The sequence below is a fragment of the Streptomyces sp. NPDC127106 genome (genome assembly GCF_042677605.1).
Lineage (GTDB): Bacteria > Actinomycetota > Actinomycetes > Streptomycetales > Streptomycetaceae > Streptomyces.
Window position 1 is genome coordinate 74,270 of sequence record NZ_JBHXTC010000023.1, and the last position, 15,773, is coordinate 90,042.

Annotated in this window: 10 protein-coding genes; 7 read left to right on the forward strand and 3 right to left on the reverse strand. The window is 72.1% G+C overall.

The window, feature by feature from the left end; genetic code table 11:
• The first annotated feature begins 4 nt into the window (after positions 1-4).
• Positions 5-3,076, forward strand: coding sequence for an AAA family ATPase (locus tag ACFVGY_RS20465; RefSeq protein ID WP_385679367.1), 3,072 nt, complete (start codon positions 5-7; stop codon positions 3,074-3,076).
• Here ACFVGY_RS20465 and ACFVGY_RS20470 read toward each other — a convergent pair.
• The 3 genes from ACFVGY_RS20470 to ACFVGY_RS20480 form a co-directional block, all read right to left on the reverse strand.
• Positions 3,039-3,209 carry a DUF6191 domain-containing protein gene (locus tag ACFVGY_RS20470; protein WP_385679253.1) on the reverse strand — a complete coding sequence of 57 codons (171 nt, stop codon included), beginning with the start codon at positions 3,207-3,209 and terminating at the stop codon, positions 3,039-3,041. The two genes, ACFVGY_RS20465 and ACFVGY_RS20470, sit on opposite strands and share 38 nt — an antisense overlap.
• A gap of 51 nt (positions 3,210-3,260) precedes the next feature.
• Complete coding sequence (locus ACFVGY_RS20475) at positions 3,261-4,541, reverse strand: PQQ-dependent sugar dehydrogenase (protein WP_385679256.1); 1,281 nt, start codon at positions 4,539-4,541, stop codon at positions 3,261-3,263.
• A 120-nt stretch (positions 4,542-4,661) separates the two neighbouring features.
• Positions 4,662-5,669 (reverse strand): aldo/keto reductase, encoded by a 1,008-nt coding sequence (locus ACFVGY_RS20480; protein WP_385679259.1) that lies wholly within the window; start codon positions 5,667-5,669, stop codon positions 4,662-4,664.
• 73 nt (positions 5,670-5,742) lie between these two features.
• On the opposite strand from ACFVGY_RS20480, the gene ACFVGY_RS20485 reads away from it, so the two are divergent.
• The 6 genes from ACFVGY_RS20485 (at position 5,743) to serA (ending at position 15,538) form a co-directional block, all read left to right on the forward strand.
• Positions 5,743-6,690 carry a 2-hydroxyacid dehydrogenase gene (locus ACFVGY_RS20485; RefSeq protein WP_385679262.1) on the forward strand — a complete coding sequence of 316 codons (948 nt, stop codon included), beginning with the start codon at positions 5,743-5,745 and terminating at the stop codon, positions 6,688-6,690.
• 274 nt (positions 6,691-6,964) lie between these two features.
• The gene (locus ACFVGY_RS20490) at positions 6,965-9,898 is read left to right on the forward strand and encodes a putative bifunctional diguanylate cyclase/phosphodiesterase (protein WP_385679265.1); all 2,934 of its coding nucleotides are present in this window, start codon (positions 6,965-6,967) and stop codon (positions 9,896-9,898) included.
• Positions 9,899-10,108: 210 nt separating this feature from the next.
• Positions 10,109-11,989, forward strand: coding sequence for an acetolactate synthase large subunit (locus ACFVGY_RS20495; protein WP_385679268.1), 1,881 nt, complete (start codon positions 10,109-10,111; stop codon positions 11,987-11,989).
• 31 nt (positions 11,990-12,020) lie between these two features.
• Positions 12,021-12,545 (forward strand): acetolactate synthase small subunit, encoded by a 525-nt coding sequence (ilvN, locus tag ACFVGY_RS20500; protein WP_114054307.1) that lies wholly within the window; start codon positions 12,021-12,023, stop codon positions 12,543-12,545.
• A 111-nt stretch (positions 12,546-12,656) separates the two neighbouring features.
• Positions 12,657-13,658: a ketol-acid reductoisomerase gene (ilvC, locus tag ACFVGY_RS20505; protein ID WP_385679271.1), complete on the forward strand. Its 1,002-nt coding sequence runs from the start codon at positions 12,657-12,659 to the stop codon at positions 13,656-13,658.
• Positions 13,659-13,945: 287 nt separating this feature from the next.
• On the forward strand, positions 13,946-15,538 hold the full coding sequence (gene serA / locus ACFVGY_RS20510) for a phosphoglycerate dehydrogenase (protein ID WP_385679274.1): 1,593 nt from the start codon (positions 13,946-13,948) through the stop codon (positions 15,536-15,538).
• The last annotated feature ends 235 nt before the right edge of the window (positions 15,539-15,773 follow it).

The window sequence follows — 15,773 nt, forward strand, 5'->3', positions numbered from 1 at the left end:
TGCGATGCTCGGCGGCGTGGAGAGCAGAAACGTCAGCCCGGTGTTCGTCGGCCGTGCCGACGAACTGGCCGTCCTCACCGACGCATTGGGGCGCGCCGCCGGCCGGGAGCCCCAGGCGCTGCTCATCGGGGGAGAGGCCGGAGTCGGCAAGACCCGCCTCACCGAGGAGTTCCTCGGCGAGGCGGCCCGCAGCGGTGCCGTGGTTGCCGTCGGAGGCTGTGTCGAAATCGGGGCGGAGGGGCTTCCCTTCGCCCCGTTCTCGACGGCCCTGCGCGCCCTGCACCGTTTGCTCCCCGGGGAGTTGGCGGCCGCGGGCGCCGGCCAGGAGGACGAACTCGCCCGCATCCTGCCCGAACTCGGTGACACGCCCCGCGGCCCCCACGACGAGGAAAGCACCGCCCGGCTCTTCGAGTTGACCGCCCGGATGCTGGAGCGGCTCGCCGCCGACCGCACCGTCGTCCTCGTCCTGGAGGACCTGCACTGGGCCGACACCTCCACCCGGCACCTGCTGTCCTACCTGTTCCGCACGCTCACCAGCGGCCGCCTGGTCCTCGTCGCCACCTACCGCGCGGACGACGTCCACCGCCGCCACCCGCTGCGCCCGCTGCTCGCCGAACTGGACCGGCTGCGCACCGTCCAGCGCATCGAACTGCCCCGTTTCAACCGGGCCGAGGTGCGCCGCCAACTCGCCGGAATCCTCGCCCAGGAACCCGACGAGGCCTTCGTGGACTCGGTGTTCGACCGCTCCGACGGCAACGCCTTCTTCGTCGAGGAACTGGCCGCCTGCCGGGAGAGCGGCTGCCGGGCCGGCCTGACCGAGTCCCTGCGCGACCTGTTGCTCGTCCGCGTCGAAGTGCTGCCCGACGACGCCCAGCGCGTGGTCCGCATCGTCGCCGAGGGCGGCTCCACCGTGGAGTACCCCCTGCTGCTCGCCGTGGCCGGGCTCAGCGAGGACGAGCTCATCGAGGCACTGCGGGCCGCCGTGGGCGCCAACATCCTCCTCGCCACCACAGACGGGGACGGCTACCGCTTCCGGCACTCGCTGGTCCGCGAGGCCGTCAGCGACGACCTGCTGCCCGGCGAGCGCTCCCGCGTGAACCGGCGCTACGCCGAGGCCCTGGAGGCCGACGACACGCTGATCCGCGCCGCGGAGCGGGTCATCCGGCTGGCCAGCTACTGGTACTACGCCAACGACCCCGCCAAGGCCCTGCCCGCCGTGCTCGCCGCCTCGGTGGCAGCCCGCCTCCGGCACGCCTACTCCGAGCAGCTGCGACTGCTGGAAAGGGCGCTCGACCTGTGGGAGAGCACCCCGGAAGAGGTCCGCGAGACCCTGCGCCCCGCCGACTACACCGAGGTCTACCCGCCCTGCGGCTGCGACCCGGCGACCACCCCGCTCCAGCGGCTCGACCTGCTGGCCGAGGCTGCCGTCGCAGCCCGCTTCGGCGGCGAGCGCGAACACGCACTGAAGATCACCAAGACGGCTCTGCGGCTGCTGGAGGAGGAGGGCGACCCGCTGCGCGCCGCCTGGTTCTGGACCGAGCGCTCCCGGCTGGTCTCCAGCCTGGCCCGCGGCGACGGCTGGGAGGAGCTCGCCAGGGCCCAGGAACTCGTCAAGGGGCTGCCCCCGTCCCAGGTGCACGCCGAGGTCCTGGTCCGGGCCGCGGGCTGGGGCATGCTGCACAGCCCCGGCCCCGACAACCTCGACGCCGCCGAACGCGCCGCCGCCTACGCACGCATGATCGGCGCCGAGGAGATCGAGCTCAACGCCCGGATCACCGTCGGCGCCCTGCTCACCGACTCCGGCGATGCCGAGCGCGGCCTCGCCGAGATGCACGCGGTCAAGGAACGGGCCACCCGGCTCGGCCTGGGCATGCTGGCGGGACGTGCACATATCAACCTCTCCTCTCAGCTGGAAGGCATGGGCCGCTCCCGCGAGGCCGTGGAACTGGCCGAACAAGGGGCCCACCTGGTCAGGAAGTCACGCCTGCTGGACTCCGAGGCGTGGATCAGCGGCAACATGGCGGAGAGCCTGTACAGCCTCGGCCGCTGGGACGAGGCCGCCGAAGCCGCCCTGCGCACCCTGCGCGTCGGCCAGAGCGCGGCACCGCGCGGATCCGCCTCCGCACGGCTGTCCTACCTCGCCCTCGCCCGCGGCGAACTGACCGAGGCGGCAAGCCAACTCGCCGCCGCCCACGCCCACTTCGGAACCCACGACGTCCAGCCCCAGCACCGGATACCGCTGTTCCGCCTCGCCGTCGGCATCGCCGCGGGGGAGGGCCGGATCGCCGCCGTCCGCGCGGAGACCGCCGCCGCGATCGACTACGGCTTCCCGCTCGGACAACACCGCTACGCGTGGCCGCTGCTGCTCGCCGCCGCCTCTGCCGAGGCGGACGCCCGGGGCTTGCCCGTCGCCGACGCCGGACGCGAAGCAGCCCTGGCCGCCCTGCTCGCAGCCGCCCGCACCCTGGCCGCCCCCGTGCCCGTGTGGGTCGCGCACGCCGCGTTCCTCCGCGCCGAACTGCTGCGCGCCGAGGCCCGGGACACCGTCGCCGACTGGGTCGAGGTGGAGCAGGCCGTCCGGCCGCTGGAGCGTCCCTACCTGCTGGCCCGCGCCCGCCACCGGCTCGCCGAGGCGATGCTGGCCGCCGGCGGCGACCGGGAGCCCGCGACCGCCCTGCTCCGCGAGGCCTACACCACCGCCGGGCAGCTCGGCGCCCGCCGGCTGCGCGAGGACCTGTCCCTGCTCGCCCAGCGGGCCCGGCTCCCGCTCACCGCGGCCGACACCCCCGCGGCCGGCACCCCCGCGACCAAACCTGCCCCGGACACCGACCCGGTCGAGGCACTGGGCCTGACCAGCCGCGAACGCGACGTCCTGCGCCTGGTCGCGGCCGGCCACAGCAACCGCCGGATCGCCGAGGAGCTCTTCATCTCCCCGAAGACAGCCAGCGTGCACGTGTCCAACATCCTGGCCAAACTGGGCGTCGCAGGCCGGGGCGAGGCGGCCGCCCTCGCCCACCGGCTGCGTCTGTTCGGGCCGGTCAGGACTGCGGCGGGGGCTCCTCCTCGACGCGTATGAGCACCTTCCCCGAGTCCAGGTCTATTGGACCGCGTCCCGGATCGCCGTCGGTCACGTCGGTCCGGGACAGCTCCAGCCGCTTGCGCTCCTCGTCCGTGTGCCTGCGCCCCGGGTTGAAGAGCTCCTCGATCATGTTGAACACCGTGCCCACCCCGCCTTCCGCCCCTCCCCGCGGGGCGTGCCGTCACCGCACCGTCAGTGTCAGGATCCTGTCGTCGCCGGCCTGCGGCGAACCCCGTCCGTCCGTCTCGCTCGTCACCAGCAGCAACCTGTCGCCGAGGCCGATGACCGAGCGCAGCCGGCCGTACTTCCCCTCCAGGAAGGCCTCCGGCTCGGCCGCCGGAGCCGCCCCCGCCATCGGGATCCGCCAGAGCCGCTCGCCCTTCAGCCCGGCCATCCACACCGAGCCCTGCGCCCAGGCGATCCCGCTCGGCGAAGCCTCGTCCGGCCGCCACACCGCCACCGGATCACGGAAGCCCGGTCTGCCCGCCTTGCCCTCCGCCTCGGGCCAGCCGTAGTTCCCGCCGGGCTCGATCAGGTTCAGTTCGTCCCAGGTGTGCTGGCCGAACTCGGAGGCCCACAGCCGCTTGTCCTGGTCCCAGGCCAGGCCCTGCACATTGCGGTGCCCGTACGAGTAGACGACCGAGTCCGGCTCGGGGTTGCCGTGCACCGGCTGCCCGTCCGGCGTCATCCGCAGGATCTTCCCGCCCAGCGACTTCCGGTCCTGCGCGAGCCCGGGGTCACCGGTTTCGCCCGTCCCCGCGTACAGCATCCGGTCGGGGCCGAACGCGATCCGGCCGCCGTTGTGGAAGACGCCCTTGGGGATGCCGCGCAGCACGGTGTCCGGCGCGCCGAGCTGCTGTCCCGGGTCCCGGTGCTCGTCGTACCGCATGCGGGCGATGCGGTTGTCGGACGCCGTAGTGAAGTACGCGTACACCATCCGGTCCGAGGCAAATGACGGGGACACCGCCAGGCCCAGCAGACCGCCCTCGCCACCGGGGTCCACCCCCGGCACCTCCCCGATCTGCGTCACCTTCCCCGTGTCCGGGGCCACCCTGCTGATCGTGCCCCCGTCCCGCGAGGCGACCAGCAGGTCCCCGTCGGGCAGCGGAGCCACCCCCCACGGCGAGGCGAGGTCCTTGGCGATCTCCCCCGCCACCGTCACCGAGCCCTTGGCCGGCGCCCCCGGGCTCCGCGCCGCACCGGACGCGCCGCCCGGCGAGCCCGACGCCGCCGCGCTGGGCGCCCCGCGAGGCGGCGAGCTGCCCGGCGCGGCGCCGGGACCGCCCGCCGGACTGCACCCCGCCGCCAGCACGACCGCCCACCCCGCCAGCAGCGCGCCCGCCGGCCTCCCGCGGACCCGCCCGAACACCCCGCCGCCGGCCCCAGTGCCCTGCCCGCCGCCGTACGCCCCGCCGCCGTGCACCCGGCCGAACCGGCGTCCGTCCCTCTGCCGCTGTCGCATCGCCCTGCTCCCCTCCGGTCCGCGCGACCGCCACCCGCGATCGTGCCCGTCATCCGTCTCAACAGACGGCGCGGCCCCCGAAGTTCCACCACTCGTACACCCGATCGAGTGGTTGCGGTATCAGTCCCAGGCTCCCACCGCCGCCGGCAGCGCGGAGATCTCGGCCAGGTCCCCGGCCGTCAGCCGCATCTCGGCGGCGGCCGCGTTCTCCGCCGCCCAGGACGCCCGGTCCGCCCCCGGCACCGGCACCACCTGCGGCCCCTGCGCCAGCACCCACGCCAGCGCCACCTGCGCCGCCGTCACCGCGGGCCCGTGCCGCCGGGCCACCCGCCGCAGCCCCGCGATCAGCACCTGGTTCGTCGCCATCGCCTCCGCCGTGAACCGCGGGTGCCGGGCCCGGACGTCCTCCCACTCGAAGCCCTCTCCGGGCGTGAGCGTTCCGGTCAGGAACCCGCTGCCCAGCGGCATCGCCGCCAGGAACCCCACCCCGCGCGCCGCGCACCACGGCAGCAGCTGCCGCGCGGCCTCCGGGGACCACACCGACAGCTCCGCCTGCACGGCGCTGACCGGGAACACCTGCTGCACGCGCTCCAGGTGGCGCAGCGTCGTCCGGTACTCCCGGTCCCCCCGCCGCCCTGCTCCCGGCCCGGCCCCCGCGCCCAACGCGCAGAACCCGAGCGCCCGCACCTTCCCGGCGCCCACCAGCTCCGCCATGGCCCCCCACGTCTCCTCCACCGGCACCTCGGGGTCCACCCGGTGCAGCTGGTAGAGGTCGATCACGTCCGTCCGCAGCCGCCGCAGCGACGCGTCGCAGGCCCGCCGCAGGTACTCGGGCCGCCCGCAGGCCACCACGTGCTGCTCGCCCGCCCGCAGCCCCACCTTGGCCGACACGAAGGCCTCGGACCGGCGCTCGCGCAGCACGCGCCCCAGCAGCAGCTCGTTGGTGAACGGCCCGTACAGGTCTGCCGTGTCGAGCAGGTTGGCCCCCAGGTCCAGGGCCCTGTGCACCGTGGCCAGCGACTCCTCGCCGCGCCGCCGCGAGGGCGCGTACGCCCAGCTCATCGGCATGCACCCGAGCCCGACGGCGCCCACCGCCAGCGCCCCCGCCCCGATCGACCTGCGCTCCACCCGTGTGTCCCCCTCCACATCCGGCCATCAAAGTAACGGGTTGACCAGGATCCCTTGGCATAGCCTCGTGATCATGACTGCAAAGACCCCGGACGTGTGGCTCCCGTTCCCCGCGGAGCAGGTCGAAGGACTCCCCGACTCCTTCCGCTACCGCCACTGGGACGGCGAGGAGACCTTCCCGGCCGACCCGGCCGCCTGCGCCTTCTACGTCACCCCCTACATGAAGTCCGACGAGGTCACCCTGCGCCCGCTGGCGGCCATGCCCGACCTGGAGGTCGTACAGACCCTCACCGCCGGCGTCGACCACGTCCTCGGCGGCCTCGACCTGCTGCGCCCCGGCGTACGGCTGTGCAACGCCCGCGGCGTCCACGAGGCGAGCACCGCCGAGCTGGCGCTCACCCTGACCCTCGCCTCCCTGCGCGGCATCCCCGGCATGGTGCGCGGCCAGGACGGAGAGCAGTGGCTCTCCGGCTTCTACGAGGCCCTCGCCGACAAGTCCGTCCTCATCGTCGGCTACGGATCCATCGGCGCGGCCGTCGAGGAACGGCTCGCGCCCTTCGAGTGCGCACGGATCGCGAGGGTCGCACGCTCGGCGCGCGCCACCGTGCGCGGTCCCGTCGAGGGGCTGGCCGACCTGCCCCGGCTCCTTCCGGAGGCCGACGTGGTGATCCTCTCCACTCCACTGACCGACGAGACCCGCGGCCTGGCCGGCGCCGACTTCCTGAGGCGCATGAAGGACGGCGCCCTGCTCGTGAACGTGGCCCGCGGTCCGGTCGTCGACACGGCCGCCCTGCTGGTCGAACTGGAATCGGGCCGGCTGCGCGCCGCGCTCGACGTCACCGACCCGGAACCGCTGCCCGCCGGCCACCCGCTGTGGCATGCTCCGAACGTCCTGATCACGCCCCATGTCGGCGGCAGCAGCTCGGCGTTCGCACCGCGGGCCAAGCGTCTGGTGGCCCGCCAACTCACCCGGTTCGCCGCGGGGGAGCCCCTGGAGAACACGGTCCTGATCACCGACTGACCCCATCTCTGAACACGCTCCGCATCCGTCCGGATGCGCGCAGTGGCACCAACTCCCCATGCGGTCACGGAGAGTAGACCATCTATGTCCCTGAGTGACGAAAGTGGTGTATCGTCCGGGAACAAGGGGCTGCGCCACGAACGTCTGGCGCTGGGGTGATCGGACACATTGGGGGGCGACGGGCGATGCACGGCCAATGGACGAAGGATCCGATGCGGCACAGCCGCCGGTGGCGACGATGGGGTGCGCCGGAACCAGCCGGCGAGGGGGACCGGTGAGTGCACAAGGGGCGGCCCTGCCGATCCGGCAGGCCGCCTCGAACGGGGGCAGGAGCCTGGCGATGCAGATGCTCCTCGCCGTCGTCAGCGCCGGGTACGCCGTCGGTGCCGCCCTGGGCTGGGGCTCCGAGGAACTCGCCCAGATCATGGGCGACTTCGGACTCAGCGCAGCTGCGCTGCTCGCCGCCGTCTCCTGCTACACCTATGCGCGGACGATCGACAGCCGCGAGCGTCCGGCCTGGCTGCTGTTCGCCTTCTCCTCCCTCATGGGCGCCTGCGGGAACGCGGTCTGGGGCTGGTACGAGGTGATCCTCGGCGTCCCCATGCCCAAACCCTCCCTCGCGGACGTCGCCTTCCTGTGCTTCGCCCCGCCCGCCATCGTCGGCCTGCTCGTCCTCGCCAAGCGGCCCGTCACCCGGGCCGGCTGGGTCTGCCTCGCGCTCGACTCCTGGCTCATCGGCGGGTCCCTGCTCACCCTGTCCTGGAGCCTGGCCCTCGCGAACGCCGCGCGGACCGCCGCCCAGTCCGGCGCCCCCGGCAGCGTCCCGCACGCCGCGTTCTCCCTCGCCTACCCACTGCTCGACATCGCCCTCGTCTCGATGGTGCTCGTCCTGCACTTCCGGCGCTCCGAGATCAACCGCTCCGCCGTCAACACCGCCATCGCCGCCCTCGCGCTGACCGTGCTCAGCGACGCCCTGTTCACCTCGCCGCTGCTGAGCGCCGCCTACCAGTCCGGGCAGCTCCTCGACGCCGGCTGGTTCGCCGGCTCGCTGCTCCTCGCGTACGCGCCCTGGGGCGCCCGGCGTCTGCCGGCGGCCGCGCGCGCGCCCGGCCCCCCACGCGCCGAGCGGTCCGTCAGCCGGCCCATCACCGGCTCGCTGCCCGCCCTCACGCCCTACCTCGCGGCAGCCGTCTGCACCCTGGGGATCCTGTACAACGTCGTCGACGGCCGGAAGGTCGACCGGGTGGTCGTTTTCACCGGCTGCACCGTCGTGCTCGCCCTCGTCATCCGGCAGGGCATCATGCTCCTCGACAACATCGCGCTGACCCAGGAGCTGGCCCAGAAGGAGAACCACTTCCGCTCCCTGGTCCAGGGCTCCAGCGACGTCATCATGATCGCCGCCCCCACCGGGACCCTGCACTACGTCAGCCCCGCCGCCGCCGGGGTGTACGGCCGCGACGCCGAGGAGCTCGTCGGCACCGAGCTCGCCAGCCTCATCCACCCGCACGACCTCGGGCGCGTCGTCCACGAGGTGCGCCGCTTCCTCGCCTCGCCGCCCGCCGAGGAACCCACCACCCGGATCGAGTGCCGGTTCAAGTCCGGCAACGGCGAATGGCTCAACGTGGAGTCCACCGTCAACCGCCACCAGGGCGGCCTCATCCTCAACAGCCGCGACGTCACCGAGCGGGTACGCCTCCAGGCACAGCTCCAGCACAGCGCCGAGCACGACCCGCTGACCGACCTGCCCAACCGGTCCCTGTTCACCCGTCGGGTCCGCCAGGCGCTGAGCGGCCGGCGCGCGGGGGACCACAGCTCCGCCGTGCTCTTCATCGACCTCGACGGGTTCAAGGCGGTCAACGACACCATCGGCCACCAGGCCGGCGACGAACTCCTCGTCGAAGCCGCGCGCCGGCTCCAGGACTCCGTCCGCGCCGGGGACACCGCCGCCCGACTCGGCGGCGACGAGTTCGCGGCACTCATCCTGGGCGACGGCAGCCGCGACCGCAGCGCCCGCGAGTACCAGGTCCACGAGATCGCGGACCGGCTGCGCGCCACGCTCTCCCGCCCGTACCGGATCGGCGGCAGCGAGGTCCGGGTCGCCGCCAGCATCGGCGTGGCCTTCGCCGACCCCGGCATCACCCCTTCGGATCTGATGCGCAACGCGGATCTCGCGATGTACCGGGCCAAGGCCGGCGGCAAGGACCGGGTCGAGCTGTACGTCCCCCAGATGCAGGACGAGGTGGTACGCAAGGCGGAGCTGGCGGGCCGGCTGCGCACCGCACTCCACGACGGCGAATTCGCCCTACTGCACCAGCCCGTGGTCTCACTGGAGACCGGCGAGGTCACCGCCGCGGCCGCAGTGGCCCGCTGGCGTTCCGCCCGCGGCATCCTCTTCACCCCGGCCGAGTTCTTCCGGATCGCCGACCACAGGGAGGGCCAGGCGACGCCCCGGCCGGACGGCCCCGCGCGCCCCGCGGCCGGCGTCCCCGCCCGCGCCGAGGAGCTCGGGCGCTGGGTCCTGGAGCAAGCCGTCGGTCATGCCGCAGAACGGCACCGCGCCGGACACGGCGTACCGGTGGCCGTTCGGACGAGCGCCCAGCGCCTGCTCGACCCGGGAACACCGCCGGGGGCCGCCGACGGGGCGATGGCCCCGGGCTTCGTGGAGGCCCTCCTCAGCCGGCACGGGCTGCCCCCCGGCGCCCTGGTGATCGAACTGGCCGACAGCGACCCCAGGGTCCCCTTCGACGAGCTGGAACGGCGCCTCGTGGCCCTGCGCCGGCTCGGCGTCCTGGTGGCCCTGGACGGCTTCGGCAGCGGCTACGCCGCCATCAGCGCCCTGCGGCGCCTCCCGGTGGACATCCTCAAGCTCGACCGGGGCCTGGTCGAGGGCGTGGTCGAGTCCGTCCGCCTCCGCAAGATCACCGCCGGCCTTTTGCGGATCGCGAACGACCTGGGCATGCAGTCGGTGGCGGAGGGGGTGGATCTGCCCGAGCAGGTCCTGGCGCTGCGCGCCATGGGGTGCACGCACGGCCAGGGACTGGCGTTTTCCGGCCCCCTCGACGAGTACAGGCTGCGCCGGGCGCTCGTGCGAGGTACGTTCCCAGTACCGGGCGGGGCGGTCCAGCCCGCCTTGGCCGGTGGTTCGTCCGGGGGCTCGATGGCCATCCGGAGAGGCTCACATAATGAGACGCCCGTCCCACCCACTTGACATCGCCCTCCCGACGGAGGGAGGGTCAGTGCCATGCGCACCCGAATTCTCGTACTTGGAAAGCGCGTCGGCTGAAGCCGGGACCTCTTCGTCCCCGCTCCGTGCACCCGACGCGCTCCCCTCGCTTGCCATCCGGCACGAGGGGTTTTTTGTTGCACTGGCACACCTTCGAACCGTCGTAAAACCCTCAGCTTCGAGAAGAGAATGCCGATGACCGAGCAGGCCTCCGGGGCCCAGCATCCGCAGCCGCGGCCCCGTTCCGGCGGAGCGCAGCCCGCCGCAGTTGAGCACGTCACGGGTGCCCAGTCCCTCATCCGCTCTCTCGAAGAGGTGGGGTGCGACACCGTCTTCGGCATCCCGGGCGGAGCGATCCTCCCGGCGTACGACCCCATGATGGACAGCACCAAGGTCCGCCACATCCTGGTCCGGCACGAGCAGGGCGCCGGCCACGCCGCGACCGGCTACGCGCAGGCCACCGGCAAGGTCGGCGTCTGCATGGCCACCTCCGGCCCGGGCGCCACCAACCTGGTCACCCCGATCGCCGACGCCCACATGGACTCCGTCCCGCTCGTCGCCATCACCGGACAGGTCTCCTCCAAGGCGATCGGTACCGACGCCTTCCAGGAGGCGGACATCGTCGGCATCACCATGCCGATCACCAAGCACAACTTCCTCGTCACCAAGGCCGAGGACATCCCGAAGACGATCGCCGAGGCGTTCCACATCGCCTCCACCGGCCGTCCCGGCCCCGTCCTCGTCGACATCGCCAAGGACGCCCTCCAGGCGAAGACCACCTTCTCCTGGCCGCCGAGCCTGGACCTGCCCGGCTACCGGCCGGTCACCAAGCCGCACGCCAAGCAGATCCGCGAGGCCGCCAAGCTCATCTGCCAGGCCAAGCGCCCCGTCCTGTACGTCGGCGGCGGCGTGATGAAGTCCGGCGCAACCGCCGAGCTGAAGGTCCTCGCCGAGCTGTCCGGCGTCCCGGTCACCACCACCCTGATGGCCCTGGGCTCGTTCCCCGACAGCCACCCGCTGCACATCGGCATGCCCGGCATGCACGGCTCGGTCACCGCCGTCACCGCCCTGCAGAAGTCCGACCTGCTGATCGCCCTCGGCACCCGCTTCGACGACCGCGTCACCGGCAAGCTCGACAGCTTCGCCCCCTACGCCAAGGTCATCCACGCGGACATCGACCCCGCCGAGATCGGCAAGAACCGCGAGGTCGACGTCCCGATCGTCGGCGACGCCCGCGAGGTCATCGCCGACCTGATCCAGGCCATCCAGGCCGAGCACACCGAGGGCAACGGCGGCGACTACTCCACCTGGTGGAAGGACCTCAACCGCTGGCGCGAGACCTACCCGCTGGGCTACGAGACCCCCGACGACGGCATGCTCTCCCCCCAGCAGGTCATCCAGCGCATCGGCGAACTCGCCCCGGATCACACCGTCTTCGCGGCGGGCGTCGGCCAGCACCAGATGTGGGCCTCGCACTTCATCGACTACGAGGAGCCCCGCACCTGGCTGAACTCCGGCGGCGCCGGGACCATGGGCTACGCGGTCCCCGCCGCGATGGGCGCCAAGGTCGGCAAGCCGGAGCGCACCGTCTGGGCGATCGACGGCGACGGCTGCTTCCAGATGACCAATCAGGAACTGGTCACCTGCGCGCTGAACAACATCCCGATCAAGGTCGCGATCATCAACAACGGCGCGCTGGGCATGGTCCGCCAGTGGCAGACCCTGTTCTACAACCAGCGTTACTCCAACACGGTGCTGCACGCCGACGAGACCGGCCACGACACGGTCGGCTCCCAGCTCGGCGAGTCCACCGCCCCCCGCAAGGGCACCCGCGTCCCGGACTTCGTCAAGCTGTCCGAGGCCATGGGCTGCGTGGCGCTGCGCTGCGAGGACCCGGCGGACCTGGACAAGGTCATCGCCGAGGCCAACGCGATCAACGACCGGACCGTCGTGATCGACTTCATCGTCCACGAGGACGCCATGGTGTGGCCGATGGTCGCCGCCGGCACCTCCAACGACGAGGTCATGGCCGCCCGGGGCGTCCGTCCCGACTTCGGCGACAACGAAGACGACTGAGCCGAGAGAGCCGAGAGAGAGAACGCCCCACATGTCCAAGCACACGCTCTCCGTCCTGGTCGAGAACACGCCCGGCATCCTCGCCCGGATCGCCGCCCTGTTCTCCCGCCGCGGGTTCAACATCGACTCGCTCGCCGTCGGCGTCACCGAACACCCCGACATCTCGCGCATCACCATCGTCGTGAACGTCGAGGACCTCCCGCTGGAGCAGGTCACCAAGCAGCTGAACAAGCTGGTCAACGTGCTCAAGATCGTGGAGCTGGAGCCGTCCAACGCCATCGAGCGCGAGCTCGTGCTGGTGAAGGTCCGGGCCGACAACGAGACCCGGTCCCAGATCATCGAGATCGTCCAGCTGTTCCGCGCCAAGACGGTCGACGTCTCGCCCGAGGCGGTCACCATCGAGGCCACCGGCGGCGCCGACAAGCTGGGCGCCATGCTCAAGATGCTGGAGCCGTTCGGCATCAAGGAACTCGTCCAGTCGGGCACGATCGCCATAGGGCGCGGCGGACGGTCCATCACGGACCGCAGCCTGCGCGCGCTCGACCGCAGCGCCTGACCGGCCGGGGGCCCGCGCCTCTTTGCCTCTCGCATGGCGAGACCAGGAAACTTCGTCCACGTTCCCCGCCGTACGGTGGGAGCAACACCAGCGCACCAAGGAGATATCCCAGTGGCCGAGCTGTTCTACGAGAACGACGCCGACCTGTCCATCATTCAGGGCCGCAAGGTCGCGGTCATCGGCTACGGCAGCCAGGGCCACGCCCACGCGCTGTCGCTGCGCGACTCCGGCGTCGATGTCGTCGTCGGCCTGAAGGAGGGCTCGAAGTCCAAGGCCAAGGCCGAGGAGCAGGGCCTGAAGGTCCTCCCCGTGGCGGAGGCCGCCGAGTGGGCGAACCTCATCATGATCCTGACGCCGGACCCGCTCCAGGCCGAGATCTACGAGGAGTCCATCAAGGACCACCTGAAGGAGGGCGACGCGCTCTTCTTCGGCCACGGCTTCAACGTCCGCTACGGCTTCATCAAGCCCCCGTCCAACGTGGACGTCGCCCTCGTCGCCCCGAAGGGCCCGGGCCACCTGGTCCGCCGCCAGTACGAGGAGGGCCGCGGCGTTCCGTGCATCGCCGCCGTGGAGCAGGACGCCTCGGGCCAGGCCTTCGCCCTCGCACTCTCCTACGCGGCCGGCATCGGCGGCACCCGCGCCGGTGTCATCAAGACCACCTTCACCGAGGAGACCGAGACCGACCTGTTCGGTGAGCAGGCCGTCCTCTGCGGTGGTGCCTCCGCCCTGGTCAAGGCCGGTTTCGAGACCCTGACCGAGGCCGGCTACCAGCCGGAGATCGCGTACTTCGAGTGCCTGCACGAGCTGAAGCTCATCGTGGACCTCATGTACGAGGGCGGCCTGGAGAAGATGCGCTGGTCGGTCTCCGAGACGGCCGAGTGGGGCGACTACATCACCGGCCCCCGCATCATCACCGACGCCACCAAGGCCGAGATGAAGAAGGTTCTCGACGAGATCCGCAGCGGCGAGTTCGCCACCACCTGGATGGCCGAGTACAAGGCCGGTCTGCCCAAGTACAACGAGTACAAGAAGGCCGACGAGGAGCACCTGCTGGAGACCACCGGCAAGAAGCTGCGCAAGCTGATGAGCTGGGTCGACAGCGAGGAGAGCTGATCGCCTGCGGGGCCGGGACGCCTGCCGTCCCGGCCCCGCGCCGCGTTCCGACACGCCGACACGCCGACACGCCCGGAACATGGACATCCTGTAGTGCGGCTTGTCCACCCCGGCCAACCTCGGACGGGTGATCCTTCCGCACAGGCGGAAATCCGGTCCGGTTCCGCTACTACACTGCTCAACACAACGCGTCAGGCCCACAGTGTCGTGCGTCTTCCACGCGGCTACCCCCTCCACCGCCTGCGGCCGTCGGGACGGCCGTCCGCACTGGACTTGTGAGGACCCACGTGAGCTCGAAACCTGTCGTACTCATCGCCGAAGAGCTGTCGCCCGCCACCGTCGACGCGCTCGGCCCGGACTTCGAGATCCGGCACTGCAACGGCGCCGACCGCGCCGAGCTGATTCCCGCGATCGCCGACGTCGACGCCATCCTCGTGCGCTCGGCGACGAAGGTCGACGCGGAGGCCATCGCCGCCGCGCGGAAGCTGAAGGTCGTCGCCCGCGCCGGTGTCGGCCTCGACAACGTCGACGTCTCCGCCGCCACCAAGGCCGGCGTGATGGTCGTGAACGCCCCGACCTCCAACATCGTGACCGCCGCCGAGCTGGCCTGCGGCCTGCTCCTCGCGAGCGCCCGCCACATCCCGCAGGCCAACACGGCCCTGAAGAACGGCGAGTGGAAGCGCAGCAAGTACACCGGTGTCGAGCTCAGCGAGAAGACCCTCGGCGTCGTCGGCCTGGGCCGCATCGGCGTGCTGGTCGCCCAGCGGATGTCCGCCTTCGGCATGAAGATCGTCGCCTACGACCCGTACGTGCAGCCCGCGCGCGCCGCCCAGATGGGCGTCAAGATGCTGACGCTGGACGAGCTGCTGGAGGTCGCCGACTTCATCACGGTGCACCTGCCCAAGACCCCCGAGACCCTCGGTCTCATCGGGGACGAGGCCCTGCACAAGGTGAAGCCGTCCGTCCGCATCGTCAACGCCGCGCGCGGCGGGATCGTGGACGAGGCCGCCCTGTACGCGGCGCTGAAGGAGGGCCGCGTCGCCGGAGCCGGCCTCGACGTGTACGCGAAGGAGCCCTGCACGGACTCCCCGCTCTTCGAGCTCGACCAGGTCGTCTGCACCCCGCACCTCGGCGCGTCCACGGACGAGGCCCAGGAGAAGGCCGGCATCGCCGTCGCCAAGTCCGTGCGCCTCGCGCTCGCCGGCGAGCTCGTACCGGACGCGGTCAACGTCCAGGGCGGTGTCATCGCCGAGGACGTCCGCCCGGGCCTGCCGCTCGCCGAGAAGCTCGGCCGCATCTTCACCGCCCTCGCGAGCGAGGTCGCGGTCCGCCTGGACGTGGAGGTCCGCGGCGAGATCACCCAGCACGACGTCAAGGTGCTGGAACTCTCCGCCCTCAAGGGTGTGTTCGAGGACGTCGTCGACGAGACCGTCTCCTACGTCAACGCGCCGCTGTTCGCACAGGAGCGCGGTGTCGAGGTACGCCTGACCACCAGCTCGGAGTCCCCGGACCACCGCAACGTGGTGACCGTGCGGGGCACCCTGTCGGACGGTCAGGAGATCGCGGTCTCCGGCACGCTGGTCGGCCCCAAGCACCTCCAGAAGATCGTCGGCATCGGCGAGTACGACGTGGACCTGGCGCTCGCCGACCACATGGTCGTCCTGAACTACACCGACCGCCCGGGCGTCGTCGGCACCGTCGGCCGGATCCTCGGCGAGGGCGGGCTGAACATCGCGGGCATGCAGGTGGCCCGTGTGGAGGAGCACGGTGAGGCGCTTGCCGTCCTCACCGTGGACGACACCGTTCCGCAGTCCGTGCTCACGGAGATCGCGGAGGAGATCGGCGCCACCTCGGCCCGGTCGGTGAACCTGGTCGCCTGATCGCGCAGCCCGCGGCCCGGCCGCAGGCGGCACCGGTACACGCGGGAAGGGCCCGGGGAGTGGGCGAATTCCAGGGGTCGTTCCAACACGTGACCGACGTGTGGTGGCGAGCAGTTTAGACAGGCGCGGGGGGGGGGGGGGGCCCCCCCGCCGCCGGGGGGGGGGGGGGGGGTTTTGGGGGCGGGCAACCTCGGCCTGGTGGCCGGGGTGGGCGCCCCCGCGGCAGCCCCACAGG

Bases quoted from the DNA above. Each gene is read 5' to 3' on its own strand.
- ACFVGY_RS20465 (WP_385679367.1), top strand. From the start codon at position 5: ATGCTCGGCGGCGTGGAGAGCAGAAACGTCAGCCCGGTGTTCGTCGGC.
- ACFVGY_RS20470 (WP_385679253.1), bottom strand. From the start codon at position 3,209: ATGATCGAGGAGCTCTTCAACCCGGGGCGCAGGCACACGGACGAGGAG.
- ACFVGY_RS20475 (WP_385679256.1), bottom strand. From the start codon at position 4,541: ATGCGACAGCGGCAGAGGGACGGACGCCGGTTCGGCCGGGTGCACGGC.
- ACFVGY_RS20485 (WP_385679262.1), top strand. From the start codon at position 5,743: ATGACTGCAAAGACCCCGGACGTGTGGCTCCCGTTCCCCGCGGAGCAG.
- ACFVGY_RS20495 (WP_385679268.1), top strand. From the start codon at position 10,109: ATGACCGAGCAGGCCTCCGGGGCCCAGCATCCGCAGCCGCGGCCCCGT.
- ilvN (WP_114054307.1), top strand. From the start codon at position 12,021: ATGTCCAAGCACACGCTCTCCGTCCTGGTCGAGAACACGCCCGGCATC.